The sequence below is a fragment of the Hymenobacter mellowenesis genome (assembly GCF_030581005.1).
Taxonomy (GTDB): Bacteria; Bacteroidota; Bacteroidia; order Cytophagales; family Hymenobacteraceae; genus Hymenobacter; species Hymenobacter mellowenesis.
The window spans coordinates 18,452-36,351 of sequence record NZ_JAUQSX010000003.1; the positions used below are offsets into that span (position 1 = coordinate 18,452).

General features: G+C 62.7%; 10 protein-coding genes and 1 tRNA gene. 4 read left to right on the forward strand and 7 right to left on the reverse strand.

Annotated features, from left to right (window positions below; genetic code table 11):
* Positions 1 to 6 precede the first annotated feature (6 nt).
* Positions 7 to 960 carry a histone deacetylase family protein gene (locus Q5H92_RS06585; RefSeq protein WP_369811125.1) on the reverse strand — a complete coding sequence of 318 codons (954 nt, stop codon included), beginning with the start codon at positions 958 to 960 and terminating at the stop codon, positions 7 to 9.
* Between the two features lie 854 nt (positions 961 to 1,814).
* Between Q5H92_RS06585 and Q5H92_RS06590 the strand changes: the two genes are divergently transcribed.
* The 4 genes from Q5H92_RS06590 to Q5H92_RS06605 all read left to right on the forward strand — a co-directional run bounded on the left by Q5H92_RS06590 (position 1,815) and on the right by Q5H92_RS06605 (position 7,612).
* Positions 1,815 to 3,083 carry a PcfJ domain-containing protein gene (locus Q5H92_RS06590; protein WP_305010707.1) on the forward strand — a complete coding sequence of 423 codons (1,269 nt, stop codon included), beginning with the start codon at positions 1,815 to 1,817 and terminating at the stop codon, positions 3,081 to 3,083.
* A gap of 137 nt (positions 3,084 to 3,220) precedes the next feature.
* Positions 3,221 to 4,744: a TROVE domain-containing protein gene (locus tag Q5H92_RS06595; RefSeq protein ID WP_305010708.1), complete on the forward strand. Its 1,524-nt coding sequence runs from the start codon at positions 3,221 to 3,223 to the stop codon at positions 4,742 to 4,744.
* Positions 4,745 to 6,005: 1,261 nt separating this feature from the next.
* Positions 6,006 to 6,076 (forward strand) — tRNA-Pro (locus tag Q5H92_RS06600).
* A gap of 135 nt (positions 6,077 to 6,211) precedes the next feature.
* On the forward strand, positions 6,212 to 7,612 hold the full coding sequence (locus tag Q5H92_RS06605; RefSeq protein WP_305010709.1) for an RtcB family protein: 1,401 nt from the start codon (positions 6,212 to 6,214) through the stop codon (positions 7,610 to 7,612).
* A gap of 62 nt (positions 7,613 to 7,674) precedes the next feature.
* Here the strand turns inward: Q5H92_RS06605 and Q5H92_RS06610 are convergent, their stop codons facing one another.
* From Q5H92_RS06610 to Q5H92_RS06635, 6 genes are all read right to left on the reverse strand, one after another.
* Entirely contained in the window at positions 7,675 to 8,583 is a 909-nt protein-coding gene (locus tag Q5H92_RS06610) for a helix-turn-helix domain-containing protein (RefSeq protein ID WP_305010710.1), read from the reverse strand.
* Positions 8,580 to 9,554 (reverse strand): NADP-dependent oxidoreductase, encoded by a 975-nt coding sequence (locus Q5H92_RS06615; protein WP_305010711.1) that lies wholly within the window; start codon positions 9,552 to 9,554, stop codon positions 8,580 to 8,582. The genes Q5H92_RS06610 and Q5H92_RS06615 overlap by 4 nt, the downstream gene beginning before the upstream one ends.
* 517 nt (positions 9,555 to 10,071) lie before the next feature.
* Positions 10,072 to 14,112 (reverse strand): choice-of-anchor Z repeating domain-containing protein, encoded by a 4,041-nt coding sequence (locus Q5H92_RS06620; RefSeq protein ID WP_305010712.1) that lies wholly within the window; start codon positions 14,110 to 14,112, stop codon positions 10,072 to 10,074.
* 137 nt (positions 14,113 to 14,249) lie between these two features.
* Positions 14,250 to 16,364, reverse strand: a complete 2,115-nt coding sequence (locus tag Q5H92_RS06625; RefSeq protein WP_305010713.1) for a DUF4394 domain-containing protein — start codon at positions 16,362 to 16,364, stop codon at positions 14,250 to 14,252.
* A 264-nt stretch (positions 16,365 to 16,628) separates the two neighbouring features.
* A complete protein-coding gene (locus tag Q5H92_RS06630) occupies positions 16,629 to 17,144 on the reverse strand; it encodes an MOSC domain-containing protein (protein ID WP_305010714.1) in 516 nt (171 codons plus the stop codon).
* A gap of 29 nt (positions 17,145 to 17,173) precedes the next feature.
* The gene (locus Q5H92_RS06635) at positions 17,174 to 17,638 is read right to left on the reverse strand and encodes a hypothetical protein (protein ID WP_305010715.1); all 465 of its coding nucleotides are present in this window, start codon (positions 17,636 to 17,638) and stop codon (positions 17,174 to 17,176) included.
* Between the last annotated feature and the right edge of the window lie 262 nt (positions 17,639 to 17,900).

A 17,900-nucleotide genomic window follows, 5' to 3' on the forward strand; every position in this document is an offset into this window, starting at 1 on the left:
ATGCATTTACGGCCACAATTCAAACGCCACCCGAAACGTGTTGCAGTGCGCGTCCACGATGTCGGCCAGCCGCTCGGAATAGCCGCCGCCCATGCTCACGGCCACCGGAATGTGCTGCGCGCGGCACAGCCCGAGCACAAGTTCATCGCGCTGCCGGCAGCCGGCCGGCGTCAGGGCCAGCTTGCCCAGCTTGTCGGTGGCCAGCACATCTACCCCGGCCTGGTAGAAAATAAAATCGGGCTGTACCTGGCCGACCAAAGCCGGCAGCGTTTCCTGCAAAAGCCGCAGGTACTCCGCATCGCCGGTGCCCAACTCCAGCGGCATATCCAGGTCCGACTGCTCCTTGCGCAACGGATAATTGGCCCCGGCGTGCATCGAAAACGTGAGAACACGCGGCTCATCCCGAAAAATGCTGGCCGTGCCATCGCCCTGGTGCACGTCCAAATCCACGATTAAAATCTGCTTCGCCAGCCCGTGCGCCAGCAGGTGGGCGGCGGCAATGGCCTGGTCGTTCAGCACGCAAAAACCTTCGCCGCGCTCAGCAAAGGCGTGGTGGGTGCCGCCGGCCAGGTTCAGCCCGATGCCGTCGCGCAACGCGTGAAGGGCCGATTGCAGCGTGCCCGCGCTGCTGCTCAGCGAGCGCCGGACCAGCTGCGGGCTTTGTGGCAAACCCAGGCGGCGCACCTCGGCGGGGCTCAGCTGCAGGTCGCGCACCTTGTGCCAGTACTCGGCGGTGTGCACGCGCAGCACGTCTTGCTCTGCGCACAGGCCGGGCTCGTAGAAATCGGCGGGGGCGGCGATGCCCTGCCACAGCAACTGCTCCCGAATCAGGGCATATTTGGCGATGGGGAAGCGGTGCCCTTCGGGTAAATCCAGGGTGTAATGGTCGGAAGTAGCGAGGCGCGGCATGAAGTCGTGTACTGCTAAAGGATGGTAGAGGTTAAAGTAGGAAACAGGCAATTGAAAAATTATTTGTAATTAAAAAATGCCTTGGCACGGTTGAAACTGCAGTTGGTGAAAAATATTTATTAATTATTTTGAAAATTATTTGCGCAATAAAAATTAATAGCTAACCTTTGTTACACCAAAAGCAAACAACCATGTACCGCCACCTCATATTCACCAGCAATTCGGATAAGATGCAGCCAGAACGGCTGTTCCCGCTCGGTACGTTTGCCTGATTTCAGCCCCGCTGAAACCTGACACCGCCCGAGCCCATAATGCTCGGGTTTTTTGTTTTTAGCCGGTTTCCAGCCGTTTAGCACATTCAACCCATGCTCAATATCCGCCCCAGTTACCTGCCCCAGCAGTTTTCGAAACGGCCCGATTGCGGCTGGTCGGACCTGTGCGGTCGTGCTTCTCTTTCTTGTCGAAAACGTCGGTAGTACCGGCGCAAACTTCGCGAATTAGAAAAGCCCGGCCCCGAAAAGCCGGGCTTTTTCGTGTCGTTAACTCACAAATAAAACTCGATTTTTATTTGAACAGGAAAGGTGCGCCTAATTCAAATTGAATTAATAACGAATGCTAATTCGATTAATTGTTGCGCACCGATTCGCTAATTAATTTCAACCGTTCACCTTTCTAATTCCCCTTTTCAGCCGTGCGTTTCTTAGCTCCACCTCCTGCTTATCGGCCGCTTGCTGCGGGCCGGCCGCGCCAGCCAGCGGCCCATTGGTTGCGCCCTGCGCGACATCAGAAACGGCTGAATTCGGGCCACCTATTGCGGGCGCCCACTTCCCTTCATCGAAAACCTAGCTAGGCGCTGTCTGCGGGCAGGCCCCCGCTTTATGGCAAACCGTAACAAACCTCTCTCCGTGGAAGCTTACCGCTGGAAAGAGGCCGGTGCCGCACTCGCGCGGCACGTCGACTGGCGCAATTGGCCCCAGTCTAAGCAAGTAGAATACCTGTTTTCCTTCGGCTCGCCCCATGCGCTTTATGAAGCACTGGGCGTCGATTCGGCCCTGGCTCAACTATTTGCGGCTTGCATGGCGGGCCGCACATTCACGAAGCAGGGCAACGTTTATCGGGCATTGCAGGCCATCTCGCTTAAGCGCACCGGCCTGCTGCACCGCCCCGAGTTGGCTCCAAATGTCGCCGCTCTGACCAGCCGATACGCCAAGCGGGTGCGTGAAGTAGCTGATTGGAAACCGAAGAGCAACAACGTGTTCCGACAGTTGGCCAGCCTGGTCCGGCATTTATTCGACCGCTACGGCAATGCGCCGGACTGGCTGATTGAATCCTGGACGCGGCCCACACTGGCGGAAGACGGCGTGAATCTGCCCGATTTGACCCTGCACCTCGGGCAAGGGCTTTCGCTACGCAGCTTCCCCCGGCTGCCCGTGCCTATCAGCAAACGGCTGGAGCACGGCATGCGGGAAGCGCCCGCCGGCTGCACCTTCCGCGAAGCCCTGCGCTACGCCCAGCTCGCCGCCCGCGACGCGCTGGCGTGGTGGGGCGTGGTGATGGAGTCGCGCCTGGGCCGCGCCCCGCTGGTCGATGATGCCTTCTGGCTGAGCGTGGTGGACTTTTTCGTGGCCTCGCCCATGGTCGACCCGCGCCATTTTGGTCCCGTCTGCGACTGGATTCATCAGAAGCGCAGCGTGGGCATCGGGGCGGAACCGGCCCAGCCGGGCTTCACCCTCAAGGGCCGCAGCATGGCCTCCGTGCTGGCCCAAACCGAACAATGGCACCACGGCCAGGCCCGGGCGCGTCGCCAATCGGGCGGCGCCAATCTGGCCGGCAGCAGCAGCTGGGCGGGCTTACCGGTGGATAATTTCTTCGCTGGACCAGTCCGCATCAAGCAGCTCACCACCGTCGAACAGCTGCAGAACGAAGGCATCGCGCAACACAACTGCGTGGCCACTTACCTGCAATCGTGTCGGCTGGGCCGTTGCGGCATCTTTTCGCTGACCGTGGACGGCACCCGTGGCCTGACCATCGAAGTGACAGCCAACCGCACTGTGGTGCAGGTGCGCGGCAAATACAACCGCTGGATGACCACGCAGGAACACGCCTGGATAATCCAGTGGCTCAGCCAGGCCCGGTTGGTGCTCTCGAAGCACGTGGGGGTTGGGTGGGACTAGCCGGACGATGGTAGCGCGGACTTTTAGTCCGCGAGTTATCAACTCTACTTTGCACAATTCACTCGCGGACTAAAAGTCCGCGCTACACCCACGCCGCCCCACTCAACCCTCAACATTCAAAACTCAAACCTACCACTATGCGCTTCAACTTCTTCTCTCGAAATACCGCTCCCACGGTCAACCACGAAGGCGCACCCGCCTTCACGCTCATGCCCCAGGTGGAGCTGTATGCTGCCGTGGCCACCGCCGCGCTCAGCGACCAGTTCTACGAAAAAGCCGACACGCGCTTGCAGCGTTTGCGCGAGTTGGTGGCGAAGAACGAACCGCTGTTTGTGGCGCAGTTGGCGGTGTACGCCAGGGAAAGCTTGAATTTGCGCTCGGTGCCGCTGGTGCTGTGCGTGGAGCTGGCCCGCCTGCACCGCGGCGACAGCCTCGTGAGCCGCCTGGTGGCCCGCGTGGTGCAGCGCCCCGATGAAATCACGGAATTGCTGGCCTTCTACGCCCAGGCCAACAGCCGGAGCGGGACCAAAATCCTCAACCGCCTCTCCAAGCAGCTGCAAAAAGGCTTGGCCCTCAGCTTCAACCGTTTCGACGGCTACCAGCTGGCCAAGTACGACCGCGACGGTGCGGTGCGCCTGCGCGATGCCCTCTTCCTAGTGCATCCTCACGCCAAGGATGAGGCCCAGCAAGCCCTGTTCAACCAGCTGGTGCGCGGCGAATTGCCCACGCCTTACACTTGGGAAACCGAGCTGTCGGCGGTAGGGCAGGGGACGTACGCCACCGATGCGGACCGGCAAACGGCCGTCCGCGCCACCTGGGAAACGCTCATCGGCAGCGGCAAGCTGGGCTACATGGCCCTGCTTCGCAACCTGCGCAACATCCTTGAGGCCAACGTTTCGGCCCCGGTGATGGAAAAGGTGTGCGACACGCTGGCCGACCGGTTTGCGGTGGCGCGCAGCAAGCAGCTGCCGTTCCGCTTCCTGGCCGCCTACCGCGAGGTGAAAACCCTGCAGAGCGGCCACGTGGCGGGCGTGCTGGCGGCCCTGGAAACGGCCATTGCCCACAGCGCCGTGAACCTGCGCGGTTTCGGGCACGACACCCGCGTGGTGCTGGCCTGCGACGTGTCGGGCTCGATGCAGCAACCCATTTCGGCGCGCAGCAAAGTGCTGCTCTACGACGTGGGCCTGGTGCTGAGCATGTTGCTCCAGAGCCGCTGCCAGAACGTGATTACCGGCCTGTTCGGCAACATCTGGAAGCGCATCAGCCTGCCTCGTGGCCCGGTGCTGCGCAACGTGGACGAGCTCTACCAGCGCGAAGGCGAGGTGGGTTACTCCACCAACGGCCACCTGGTGGTGCAGGAGCTGTTGCTGCGCAGCGAAGTGGTGGACAAGGTTCTGCTATTCACCGACTGCCAGCTCTGGAATAGCACCAACGGCGGCGGGGTATTCAGCCAAATCTGGGCCGACTACCGCCGCACCGTAGCGCCCAACGCCCGCCTCTACCTCTTCGACCTGGCCGGGCACGGCACCGCCCCGCTGGAGGTGCGCCCCGAAACGGGCGTGGCCCTCATCGCCGGCTGGTCCGATAAGGTGTTCGACGTGCTGAGCGCGCTGGATAACGGTGGCTCAGCGCTGACAGAAATCGAAAAAATCGAGCTGTAATTAGTTGGCGTGTGAAGTAGAGACGCAACATTTTGCGTCTCGTCGTTGAACGGCCGGAATCGCGCCGTTTGCAATTCAAAATTGCACAGGCATAACAACATCAGCAAAGACGAGACGCAAAATGTTGCGTCTCTAACAGTAGGAAAAACCGGCCGGGCAATAAAGCGGAACCCCCGGCCGCTGCGGTGCAAGGTGGCGTAGGCGTGGCCTACTTCGCGAGGTGCATGGAAGGCCGTTTCGGCGGCAGGGGTTCGAATCCCCTCATCATAGTGGCCCGTCGCTCATTCCCCTTGCTTTTGGTAAATATTTCAAAATAAAAACAGCATGACTCACGTTTAAAAATTGCCGAAATGAGGAAGACGGCTGCCCACCTGGGGCAGTCGACGACCGGGACGGGGCCACCTCGGTGACCCGTTCCACCCCGGCAGCCTCCGCATGGTTCAGGTGCCGTAGGCGGGCGTTACTTCGTTGGTTGAAATCTGACTGTTCATCAGAGAGATTGGGTTCGAATCCCCCTCCGTAGCCCCGGCTGCGGTTGACACGCCGGCCGCTTGTTGCCCTGAATTTTTCGGGATTTAAGTTAAAAAATACGTTTCCGGATGGGTGCCGTAGCCGGGCCTTTCTTCGCTCCAAATGAGGGGATGGTCGCGGGTTCGACTCCCGAAGTGCCGCCGCGAGGCGGTGCGAACGCGCATTGGTAGGGCCGCCCCAACTGGCCCGGCGACTGTTGCCCCAACCGGAAACAAACCCTTGCATTGGGTGCCGTAGGCGAGTGATACTTCGGGACTTAGTTCTGTAAAGAATTGCGGGTTCGAGTCCCGTCTCGCAGCGTCAAAACTGCGAGTGGCGAAATTGGTAGACGCGCTAATTAATAGACACCCGCCGCTTTTTGCCCCAATGCATTGATTTCAAACCCTGTCCGGGTGTCGTAGCCCGGCCATACTTCGCGCTTTTAACGCCCAGGTCGCGGGTTCGAATCCCGCCGGAAATAGCCGCGAGGCCGTTTCCGTAGCTCAGTGGTAGAGCAGGACTAGCAGGCCGGGCGCTTGTTGCCCCGGGCAGGTTTTGGGTTGAAAAGGTGGCGTAGCGCAGCCTTACTTCGTTCTCTTAAACTCAAGCGGCTGCGCGTTTTTGACCCTTTTCAATCAAGTTTTAAGTTGCCGGATGCCGTAGTCTCGCGCTACTTCGACCTGTCACGTCGGTTCCTTCGGGAGCCAATACGCAAGCCGCCTGTTGCTCCGGTTTTTTCTGAATAAAACGGGCCGGTGCCGTAGCACCGCCTTACTTCGTTAGGGACGATGGGGTCGCCGGTTCGATTCCGGCTCGTGGGCTCCGGCCCACGGTAGCTCAGCTGGTTAGAGCACATATGTGGGCGTTGCGCCTGTTGCCCGGCTCGTTTTATTTATTTTTCATCATCAACGACGGCGGCCCAAACAAGCGCCGCTACCTCGTGCAAAAACCATTCTCATGGCCAATTCATTACGCGGCAACGACCTCCGAAACCTTGGTTTCCCGGAGGGCCGCGCCATCGGGCTCGCGCTGGCTCAATTGCAGCGCAAGCACCTCAAGAAACTCTCCCAAACCGACCAGCTGGCTTTGCTAGGTCAACTCATTGCCAACCCCCACGACTACCTCACCCACCTCGACTGGAGCCACACGGCTGCGGCCTTATTGCTCCCGCCCAACCGCCACATCAGCCTGGTGGAGCGCAAGGACTACGCCGTGTTCGGGGCCGAGCACATCGAGCCCGGCGCCGTTCATCAAATGGAAATTGCGATGAAGCTACCCGTGACCGTGGCCGGCGCGCTCATGCCCGATGCCCACCACGGCTATGGCCTGCCCATCGGCGGCGTGCTGGCCACCGACAACGCGGTGATTCCCTACGCCGTGGGCGTCGACATCGGCTGCCGCATGGCCTTGTCGGTGTTCGATTTGCCGCCCAAATACCTCACCCAGCGCACCCAAGAGCTACGCAGCCTGCTGCTCGAAAACACCCGTTTCGGCAGCGGCCGGGGCTGGGAGCGGGGCCAGCGCCTCGACCATGCCGTGCTCGACCGGGCCGAGTTCCAGGAAATTCCCTTTCTGAAAAACAAGCTCGACAAAGCCGCTGAGCAGGTCGGGACTTCCGGCTCCGGCAACCACTTCGTGGAGCTCGGTATTGTCGAAATCACCGACGTGGAAAACGAGTTGGGTGTGCCCGTAGGCCAGTACCTAGGCGTGCTCTCGCACTCCGGCTCGCGGGGCCTGGGCGCGGGCATTGCCGAGCGCTACACCAAGCTGGCCAAGGACGTGTGCCAGCTGCCCGGCGAAGCCCAGCACCTCGCCTGGCTCGGCCTCGACACCGAGGCCGGCCAGGAATACTGGGCCGCCATGACGCTGGCCGGCGACTACGCCTCGGCCTGCCACGAGCAGATTCACCGCCGCCTGGCCAAAGCCCTCGGCGAAAAGCCCCTGGCGAAAGTGGAAAACCACCACAACTTCGCCTGGAAAGAGCGCCTGGCCGATGGCCGTGAGGTCATCACGCACCGTAAGGGGGCCACCCCGGCCGGCGCGGGCGTGCTCGGCATCATTCCCGGGTCGATGACGGCCCCCGGCTTCATCGTGCGCGGTCGGGGCGTGGCCGAGTCGCTGGCTTCGGCTTCGCACGGGGCCGGGCGGCTCATGTCGCGCACCCGTGCCAAGGCCGAGCTGGGCGAAGGCCAGGTGCGCAAGTACCTCGCCGACCACGGCATCGAACTCATCGGCGGCGGGCTCGACGAAGCGCCCCAGGCCTACAAGGACATCCGCGCTGTGATGGCCAGCCAGCGCGAGCTGGTGGATGTGCTGGGCTCTTTCACTCCGAAAATCGTGCGGATGGACGGCGCCTAAAACCTCATGCCCGGCTTCCTCTCCCAAAAAGAGGGGGCCGGGCATGAGGTTTTAAGCGCTTGTCAATTGAAAGAAGCCCGGAATTCCAGCGGCGACAGGTTGGTTTTGGCCTTAAATAGCTTGCTGAACGAAGGCAAATGCTCGAACCCCAGTTCGTAAGCAATTTCGCTGACGGTCAGAGTCGTGGTTGATAATTTTTCTTTGGCTTTGGCAATGAGCCAAGCGTGGATGTGCTGCTGGGTACTTTGCCCGGTCACGACGCGCAACAGGTTGCTCAGGTACTTGGGCGACAGCTGGAGGGCATCGGCCACATAGTGCACGCTGGGCAGGCCGCGTTCCAACAGGTTGTCGCTGTTGAAATAATCCTGCAGCAGGGTTTCCAGGCGTTCGAGCACCTCGTGGTTGGCCTTTTCGCGGGTGAGGAACTGGCGGTTATAAAATCGGTCGGCGTAGTGCAGCAGGCTTTCCAGCTGCGATACGATAATCTGCTTGCTGAACCGGTCGATGGGCGACGCATATTCCTGCTGGATGGCGAAGACGAGGTTCAGAATGGCCTCTTCCTCCTTTGCCGACAGAAACAGGCCCTCCTTGAGCGAGTAATCCCAGAAATCGTACTGCTTGATGGTCCGGGCCAGCGGTGTATTCCACAGAAAGTCGGGGTGGATGTACACCACCCACCCCGATTTTTCTACTTCCTCATTCGCGTCGGCCACCGCCATGCTGAACACCTGATTTGGGGCCATGAAAGACATAATGCCTTCGTTGAAATCAAACGAATGCTGCCCGTATTTCATGCTCACATTGTGCATGCGCTTGACCGAAATGGAGTAAAAGTCGAAGACCATGCTCGTCGGCTCCTCGCCGTAGCGGTGCGGCACGGTGCCCACGTCCACCACGCTCAGGAGCGGATGCTGGGGCTTGGGCAGTTGCGCAAACGCGTGAAACTCGCTTATCGTGGTGAAGCGCCTCATGCCGGCTCGTCGTTGGGGCAAATTTGAAGCACCAGCTTGCCTTGTACGTGCCAAGTCTGGCTTTCGCGGTGGGCATCGGCCACCTCCGCCAGCGGATACACTTTGCTGATGTTCACCTTCACCTGGCCCGCGTCGATGAGCCGGGCCATTTCCTGCAGCCACTCCTGCCGAGGCTGGTTGTTCGACAGCTCGCCCGTGGCTTGCTGCCGGTCCAGCGCCGCCTGCATCGCTTCGTCAAAGGGAAAGTCAACATTAACGCTGACGAAGATGCCGCCGGGCTTCAGCACCTGCACGGCTTTCACGCGGGCCGCGTTGTCGCGCAGCGGCGAGGCTTCGAGCACCACGTCCATGTCGTGCACCAGCTCCTCCACCGGCTGGGCGCGGTAGTCCAGCGCCTCATCGGCCCCCAACTGTCGCACATAGTCCAGGTTGCCGGCCGATGCGGTACCGATGACATACGCGCCTCGGGCTTTGGCAAACTGCACGGCAAAGCCCCCCACGCCGCCCGACGCTCCCTGAATGAGCACGCGCTGACCGGCCCGCAATTTGCCATGCTCGAACAGGCCAGTCCAGGCCGTGAGGCCCGCCAGCGGCACGCCGGCCGCCTCGGTGAAGCTCAGGCTCTGCGGCTTCAGGGCAAACTGGCTGGCTTTGGCCGCGCAATACTCCGCGTAGCTGCCGTCGCCGGGGAAGTTGGGCTCGCCATACACGGCATCACCTACCCGGAAGCCGGTTACCGAGCTGCCCACTTCGGCCACCACACCGGCCGCATCCCAGCCCGGGGTCATCGGCAAGGTGAGGTAGGCGCGCAACGCTTCGTTGCCACCTTCCCGCACCACCCAGTCCACCGGGTTTACGCCGCTGGCGTACACCTTGACGAGGATTTCGTCGGCCGCCGGCACCGGGCGCGCCACGTCTTCCAGTTGCAGGACTTCCGGCCCGCCAAATGCATGAATTCTGACCGCTTTCATAAGCTGTTTATTTTCGGTTGGTTAATAAGACAAAGGTCGCCGTTGCCCAATGGGCCGCTTTAGCCGAAATGCCCTTTGTGTTAGCCGAAATGATGCAGGAGTTCAATTAAAATCAGCCAATTGTCTACCACGTCCGAAGCATCTGCTGCAATGTCTGGCCCGGTTATTAACACAACCGCCAATGCAGTGCTCCGGTTGAGGGTCCATCGGCGCTATTTGAAGAACATACGGGGTTCATTCACTCCCAGAATAGTGCGAATGAATGGTGCCCGAAATGCAAACCGGCAAACCGATTATGGGTCATCTGGCGTACATATCCATATGTCTTCTACAGGAGACAGTTGTTTTCATAGCTAGGAAAGCCTTCCGCCCTTGGCGGGAGGTTTTTTATTTCTTATTGATTTCCAGCATATAAATCGACTATTGCCGAATGAGTTTGATAGTTTTATTGATAAGCAAAAAGCCCCGCCTGATTCCAGACGGGGCTTTTTTTTATCCGGCTATTCAGCCTGGCAGCTTACTCCACTACGAGGCGCTTCACTACAAGGCCGGAGGCCGTGCGGGCCTGCACCGAGTACACGCCCGTGGCCAGGCCGCCAAGGGGCAGCTCCAGCGTTTCGGTAGCGCCAGCGGCCAGCGTGCGGGTGAGCACCGTGCGGCCCAGGTTATCAACCACCGACACCGTCGTGGCCTGCTGGCCGCGCAAAGCCACCGGCAGTAGCAGTGTGGCCGAGCCGTGGGCCGGGTTGGGATACACGGTAGCCAGCTTGGCCAGGGCGGCCGAGGCCGTGGCCAGCACGCGGGCCTGGGTGCTGAACACCACGGCGTAGCGACCTCCGGCCGGGGCGTTGGGTGCTAGGGTCAGGCTCACCGTGGGCGTGGTGCCCAGGTCAGTGTAGGTGCCGGTGAGGGCATCGCGCAGGTAGGCGTGGTAGCCGGCGGGCAGGTTGTCGAGGTCATCCACGGCCAGCGTGTAGGTGCCGGCCGTTTGCGCAGCCAACTGCAGGGGCAGCACCACGTCGGCACCCGTCAGGGCCGGCTGGCCGCTGATGGAAAGCAACTGCCCGGCCGGGGCCTCGGTGGCCAGTGTCAGGCCGTTGGTGGCCGGCAGGTAGTGGGCATCGAAGGCGGCATCGAAGGCGGCGCTGGCGCCGGCTTCGAAGTACATCACGGTCTGGTTGCGCAGGCTGCTCGTGCCCAGCGACAGAGTGAGGCGCGGCCGGGTATCGGCCGTGGTGCGCTGGAAGGGTGTGGTGTCGAACGTGGTGAGGCGGCTGCTGTTGGTGAAGCTAACGCTGCCGGTCTGGCCAGACGCCACCCGCACGAAGAAGCCTTGGCCCACCGGCAGCGTGCTGGTGCCGGTGTTGGTGCTTTGGCCATTCACGTAGCTGGTGTAGGTGCCCGTGTATTGGCCGCTGCTCTTGAACACGTACAAGGCACTTTCCAGGCCCGTCGAGTTGGCACGCACCATATCGTAGTTGATGGCAGAAGGGTAGGGGTTGCCCAACAGGTGGTAGCCGGCCGTGGTTTGGGCACCCCGCGCCAGCGGGCCAGTCGAGTAAGGGCCAGTGTTGAGCGTGCCTTGAAAATCAACCAGATTCGAGCCGCTGAGGTTGACGGTATAGCCGCGTCCAGCCACCAGTACATCGGTCAGGGCGCCGGGTGAAAGGAAACCGTTGTCGAAGTCGCCCACCGCATAAGACGAGTTGCTAGTGGCCAACCGCGCCTGGTCGTAGTAGAATACAGTGGGGTAGGGCTGCACCAGACGCGGCGTGGCGGCCGAGTTGTAAGCGCCGTTCACCACCGGGGTGAAAGTGGCCGTGGCTAGGTCGGCCACCGTGTTGCTGGTGGCAATGGCTGTATTGCGGGTCACCGGCGAGCTGTAGTGGCGGTAGCCCGGGCCCGGGTTAGTGGGCGTGATGTAGCGCTGCACCGTGGCCAGGCCCGTTACCACGCCGCCCGTGTTGTCCACGATGGCCGTGCCGGCAGCCGACGACAGCAGCGTCAGTGCCTGGCTGTTGGTGTTCAGGTTGCCGGTTTGCAGGCGCAGCACCTGCGTCACGCTCACAGCCTGGCTCAGGCTGAGGCCGGCCGGGTTGGCCACCACAAGATTGAGCACGCGGCTCGGCAGGCCCGCGCCGGTTACCTGGGCCGTGTTGGGGTTGTTATAAGCATAGCTGGCGTCAGGGCTGAAAGAGCGGCTGCCGCTCAGCTGAATGGCGCCCGTCGCACCAGAGGCGGTGATGCCGGCCGGGTCGCAAATCACAAGATTAGCATTGGCTTGCAGCACGAAGCTGCCGGCGCCCGTCACCGGTTGGCAGTTCTGCACGAAGCCGCCGCCGGATTGCACCGTCAAGGTGCCGGCCACGGTCAGGGGGCCGGTCAAGGTAGCAATGCCGGTGCTCGTCACGGTCACGTTGTTGTAGCTGCCCTGCACGTTTTGCGCCGAGTTCACATTCAAGTCCGTCAGCGGCGCAGCCGTGGTGGTAAAACTCACGGTGGCGGGGCTGGAGGTAGCGCCGGCCGCGCAGTTGCTCACGATGCTCACCGTGTAGGCCGTGCTGGGCGTCAGCCCGCTGAAGCTCACCGAGGTAGCTGCGGCTGGCAGCGTTTGGGGCGTCGTCGCCGGCGAAGTCGTCACGGTGTAGCCCGTGGCCGTGCCGCTGCCCGTGAATGTTACCGTAGCCGAGTTGCTGGTCACGTTGCTCGAAGCCAGGCCCGAAGGCGCGTTGCAGGGCGCCGGGTTCACGGTAAACGTGGCCGTATTCGAGGTGCCGCCGCCCGGGGCGGGCGTGGTCACCGTCACCGGGTAGGAGCCGGGCGTGGCCTGGTCGGCCGCCGTGAGCTGAATGGTGAGCTGCGTGCCCGAGACAAACGCGGTGCTGCGCGTCGAGCCATTGAAGCTCACCGTCGAGCTGCTGACAAAGCCCGTGCCGTTCACCGTCAGGGTTTGGGCGGCGGCGCCCGCCGTCACCGAGGCCGGCGAAAGGTTGGCAATCACCGGCGCGGGGTTGTTGACGGTGAAGGTTACGGCATTGGAAGTGCCGCCACCCGGGGTGGGGCTGGTCACCGTCACATTATAAGTGCCCGCCGAGGCAATGGCGCTGGCCGGCACCGCGGCCGTCAGCTGCGAGGCCGACACGTAAGTAGTCGTCAGCGTGGTGCCGTTGAAGGTCACCGTCGAACCGGTCACGAAACCCGTGCCGTTTACCGTGAGCGTGAAGGCAGCCCCGCCCGCCGTGGCCGAGCTGGGCGAAAGGCTGGTGATGGCCGGCGTGGGGTTCGGCGCGGCGGTGGTGGTAAAGGTCACCGAGGCTGGGCTGGTACCGTTGGCGCAGTTGCTGGTGATGGTGACGGTATAGGCCGTGCTCGGTGCCAGGCCAGTGAGGCTGGCCGAGGTAGCGCCGGCCGCCAGCGGGGCCTGGGTGGTGGCCGGGCTCGTGGTCACGGTGTAGTTGAGGGCCGTCAGGCTGCCGGTGAAGGTGACGGTTGCCGAATTATCCGTAATGCTGCTGACCGCCAAGTTGGTGGGCGCGGTACAGGTGGGCGGCGTAATTGGAACGGCAATGTCGTAGAAGTTGAAAGGCGTTGCCGGGTTGGCAGCCCCAACCTGTTGTTTGCCCGATGTCTGCGCATTCGCCAAGTTGATACTGTACAGGTTGCTGTTGGAGTAGCCGGCGCCCGTTCCGCTTGAATTCGGAAAAGCGGCTTCAATCAGATAAGCCTTGTTCGTGCTGGTGGCCGCGTCGTAATAAACGTCAATGTCAAGCCCAAGCGAAAGGCCAAAGTTGACAAAGCTCGCCGGGTTGTTAATGGCCGCCACGGTCTGCAACGCGCCCGAAGTGGGGGGCTGCGTTTGCTGCGTCACCAGAATAGCCCCATTCAGCTCGTCAATGTCGTACAGGGCCGTGCTGGTCGCCCCCAAGTAGGAGTTGGTGTAAGCCGCCGTGCCAACGCCCGGCGTCAGGGCACTGTTGGGGTCGCCGGAAGCATAAGCCAGTTGGCTGTCGGTGCTGAGGAGGGCGCCCGTATTGGGGTCGAGGCGGTAGTTGTTCCCGTTGGTAGCCACCACCCGGATGTTGTCATCAACGGGGTTGAAGTCGAAGCCAATCCGCGTGACCGACGACCCCAATGCCAGCGTAAACGCGCTGGAGCCCACCACGGGCGTCGCTGTCCCCGTGGTGGGGTCAAGGGTGTAGAGCTGGGCCAAGCCCGAAGCCGGGATGTAGCTCAGCGCATAGAGTACGCCCGTTTTCGGCCGGTAGTCCATGCCCACCAGCGTCCGTCCGCTCAATATGAGGGCATTGCCACTGGCATCCTTCACCAGCACCGGCAGGCTAAGGAGGCCGGCGGTGGGGCTAAGCGGCGAAATGCCCTGAGCCCCCGCCGGAGTAGCCGGATAGCCAAAAACGTTTGGAAATCCCAGCGCCTGGGTGAGGGTGCCCAAGCCGTAGATAAGGTTCTGCGCCTGGGTGGCCGAGCTGCTCAGCAGCAGGACACTAGCAACAAGTAACAGAAGCCGGCGCCACGCCGGCAGCTGCAGTAGGTTTGTGTTCATAAGAAAAGGTGGGAGTTAATGGATGAAATCGTTTTGGTAAGCTGCTTTCTTGTGGTAAACCTTTCGTAGCCTACGGGCTAGCGGACCTGAGTAAAAATAAGTTCCGAAGTTGGTTTGTTTCCGAAGCACCGGGGGGCTTACTGGACCACCAAGCGCCGAGCCACCAAGCCCACAGCCGTGTGGGCCACTACCGCATAAATGCCTGGTGCAAGCCCCGCCAGTGGCAGCTCCAACGTTTCGGCGGCGCCGGCCGCCAGCGTGCGGGTGAGCACCGTGCGGCCCAGGTTGTCGATTACAGCCACCGGAGTAGCCAGCGTGCCGCGGAGCGCCTTGGGCAGCAGCAGCGTGGCCACGCCGTGGGCGGGGTTGGGGTACACGGTGGCCAGCCGCGCCAGGGCGGCCGGGGCCGTGGCCAGCACGCCCTGGCCGCTCAGGTTGAGCACGTAGGGGTTATCGGCCTGGCTGTTGTTGGCAATGCGGAGCGAGCCCGTGTTGGCGCCCGTAGCCGACGGCGTGAAGGTGACGCCGAAATTGGCTGTGCCGCCCGGCACCACGCTCACGGGCGCCACACTGCTCAGCGCAAACGGCCCGCTAAACGTGAAGGCCCCCAGCGTCAGAAACTCGGTGGCGCTGGTATTGCTGATGCTGAAAGTGACCGGCGCCGACGTAGCCCCCTGGCCCGTGGCGGCAAAGCCGGCGAAGGTGCCCCCGTTGGGAATAACGGTGCTGCCCTGCCGCAGCACCGGCAGCGGGTTGGCCGCGGTAGTGCTGAAGGTGAGGGTGCCCGCGCCGGACGTAGCACCGGTGCTGCAGTTGCTCACGATGCTCACCGTGTAGCTCGTGCCCGGCAGCAGGCCGCTCAAACTGGCCGTGGTGGCCGTGCCCGCCAGGGTCTGGGTGCTCGTGGCCGGTACGGTGGTCAGCGTGTAGCTACTGGCCGTGTTGGTACCCGTGAAGCGGACGGTGGCCGAGGTGCTGGTCACGTTGCTTGCCATCAGGCTGGCGGGGGTACCGCAGGCCGGGGGCACCGAGCCCACCGTGAAAACAGCCGGCGCCGAGGGCGTGCCCTGCGTATTCGGGCTGTCGGGGTTGGTGACCGTGACGGGGTAGGTGCCGATTATGGCCAGGTCGGCCGCGGTCAGCGTGGCCGTTAGCTGCGAGGCCGAGACGTAGGTGGTGTTGCGCACGTTGCCATTGTACTGCACCTGAGAGCCGGGCGCGAAGCCCGCGCCATTTACAGTCAGCGTCAGGCCGTTGGTGCCCACCTGGGCGTAATTGGGAGCCAGGCTGCTGATGGTGGGCGTGGGGGCTATGGCAATATCCAGGACATTGAAGGGAAAGGCGTACAGCGCCGGCACCAAGTTCCGCTTGTTGGTCGCATCGCCCGGGTTGCTGGTCAGGTTCAGGTCGTAGAGGTTGCTGCTCGAATAGCCATAGCTCGGGCGGCTGGGGTCGGTGCCGGGCGGCGTGAGCTCCAGCAGCAGGCCCACATTGGTGGTGCCGTTATAGAAAATGTCGGGGTTGATAAGCGCATCGGGCAAGATGCCGTAGCTTTCCAATCTCACCTGCCCCAGCGTGTTGAGGGTGCCCGAGTTCGGCGGAATTTGCGCCGAGAGAATGCCGAAGGGGGCACTCGGGTCGGGCCGCACGTCGATGTCGTAGAGCGTGCTGCTGGTGCTGCCCGGGTAGGCGTTGGAATAGGCAATGCCGCCCACGCGCGGATTGAGGGCCGCGTTGGGGTCCGATGCGCCATACGCCAGGGGGCCATCGGTGCCCACCACCAGGCCGGTGCTGGGGCTGAGGCGGTAGTTCTGGTCGTTGGTGCTCACCACCCGGGCCAGGTCGGCCACGGGGTTAAAATCGAACCCAATGCGTTCGGTGGCCCCGCCCAGGGCCAGCGTGATGGGCGCCGCGCTCACGGGGGTGGCCGCGCCCGTGGCCACGTTCAGGGTATAAAGCTGGGCATTGGCGGTGCTGGCGCCGGTGTCGTAGCCCAGGGCGTATAGCTGGCCGGTGCTGGCGCGGTAGTCGATGGCCACCAGCCGCTGGCTGCCCGTGAGGCCCGACACCAGAATGACCTGGAAACGGGGCCGGCCCGAAGCCACATCGAAGCCCGCCAGCCCCTGCGAGCCGGCCGGCGCGCCGGGGGCATACAAGGGGTCGCCGGGCTGCAGCGTGCGCGTGAGGGTACCCAAACCGTAAACCACTACCTGGGCTCGCCCCGGCACAAAAAACAGGGCGACCAACAGCACGGTAACTAGAAGCCGGGCCCAGTCCCGGCCAGCCGGCCAGCGAGAATGTAGGCGTGCGTACATAGATGATTAAGGATTAAATCAAATGAAAACAGGACGGAGCGCAGACGGCTTTCCCAAGAGAACGACTAACTTAGCCGAATACGGAAATTTATCCGAATTAGGCTGTCCTGACGGGCTAATCCAGATGAATTAAACGTCCCGTGAAGGCAGCCAACAGAAGCCAGTGTTACCACTTTAGGGTGCTCCCAAAGCCTGGGCGAATCATTCCACCACCCGCACCACATCGCCCACCCGAATGGTGCCGCCTTGGGCAATGTGCGCCGTGAGGCCGCCGTGGCCGCGCATGGCGTTGTAGCCGCCGGGCCCCAGCTCTTCTTCCATGCGCGAGCAGGGGTGGCACTCGCCGGTAATGTCGAGAATGACCTCGTCGCCAATTTGAATACGTCGGTTTTTCAGGGCTAGCAGGTTCAGGCCGCTCACCACCAGGTTGCGGCGCAGGCGGGCCGGGTCCACGGGGTCGGGCAGGCCCAGGTAGCCGGCCACGGCCGCCAGGTGTTCGTGCTGAATGAGGGTGACCTGCCGCTTGCCGCCGGTCTTGGGCCGGGCGTGGTCGCCGAGCAGGTGCGAGTCGGTTTTCAGCACCGCTTCCGGTACTGCTACCAGCGGCTCGCGGCGCACCGGGCGCTGGCCAATCCACTCCAGGCGGCCGGTTTGGGGCAGGGTGGCCAGCAGGCGGGCCACGGTCGATTTATCGTCGCCGAAGAAGGGAAATGGCATGCGCCCGGTACGGCGCGGGCAGGGGAGGGTTACAATTCGTCGGGCGTGCCAAAGCCTTCCCGGATTTCGGTGTGCCGAATCAGCCCGCCCAAACTGCCGGCCCGCGCCAGCAGCCCGAAGCTGAGCACGGCCGCCGCCAGCGCGGCCCAGGCCAGCAGGCGCGCTTTGGGCGACGCATTTTTGAATAGCAGCAACCCGAACAGCGCTAGCGAAGCCGCGCCTTCCAGCACCCAAAAGCCGAGCTCGGCCGCCGCCGCGTGCGTCTGGATGAGCGCCCGGCTCACGCGGGGCAGGTCCTGCACAATGGCCGCCGCGCCTGCGCCCGTGAATTGCGCGGGCAGGCACAAAAGGCCGGCCGCCAGCACCGCCACCAGCCCCGCCCGCGTCAGGGAAGCGTCGCGCTGCAGCAGCCCGGCGCCCAGCAGCACGGCGGCAAACAGGCTGCCCACTATCGGGAGGTGGTTGACGAGAAGGTGAAGGTGGGCCTGATTCATAGGGCGAAAATGGGGTGGGCGCCCCGGCCATGCGGCGGGGCCGGCAAAGCTACGGCTATGCTCCGCAGCAGCACCGCCCCGACGCAACCGTATAGCCCACCGCGCGACTCTTATTAATTGAACTGCCACGGCCGCAATATCGTTATTCCAGCACGCCCCAACGAGCGGTGCGCAGCGGCGTTCGGCCGGGCGTTCTGCAATGAAAAGCCGGGCCTGCCCGTTGTAATAAAAACAAGGCGCGCGGGCCTCTGTTGGCTGCTGT

Coding starts and splice junctions, on each gene's coding strand:
- Q5H92_RS06615 (WP_305010711.1), bottom strand. CDS start 9,554: ATGAAAGCGGTCAGAATTCATGCATTTGGCGGGCCGGAAGTCCTGCAA.
- Q5H92_RS06620 (WP_305010712.1), bottom strand. CDS start 14,112: ATGAACACAAACCTACTGCAGCTGCCGGCGTGGCGCCGGCTTCTGTTA.
- Q5H92_RS06635 (WP_305010715.1), bottom strand. CDS start 17,638: ATGAATCAGGCCCACCTTCACCTTCTCGTCAACCACCTCCCGATAGTG.
- Q5H92_RS06630 (WP_305010714.1), bottom strand. CDS start 17,144: ATGCCATTTCCCTTCTTCGGCGACGATAAATCGACCGTGGCCCGCCTG.
- Q5H92_RS06605 (WP_305010709.1), top strand. CDS start 6,212: ATGGCCAATTCATTACGCGGCAACGACCTCCGAAACCTTGGTTTCCCG.
- Q5H92_RS06610 (WP_305010710.1), bottom strand. CDS start 8,583: ATGAGGCGCTTCACCACGATAAGCGAGTTTCACGCGTTTGCGCAACTG.
- Q5H92_RS06595 (WP_305010708.1), top strand. CDS start 3,221: ATGCGCTTCAACTTCTTCTCTCGAAATACCGCTCCCACGGTCAACCAC.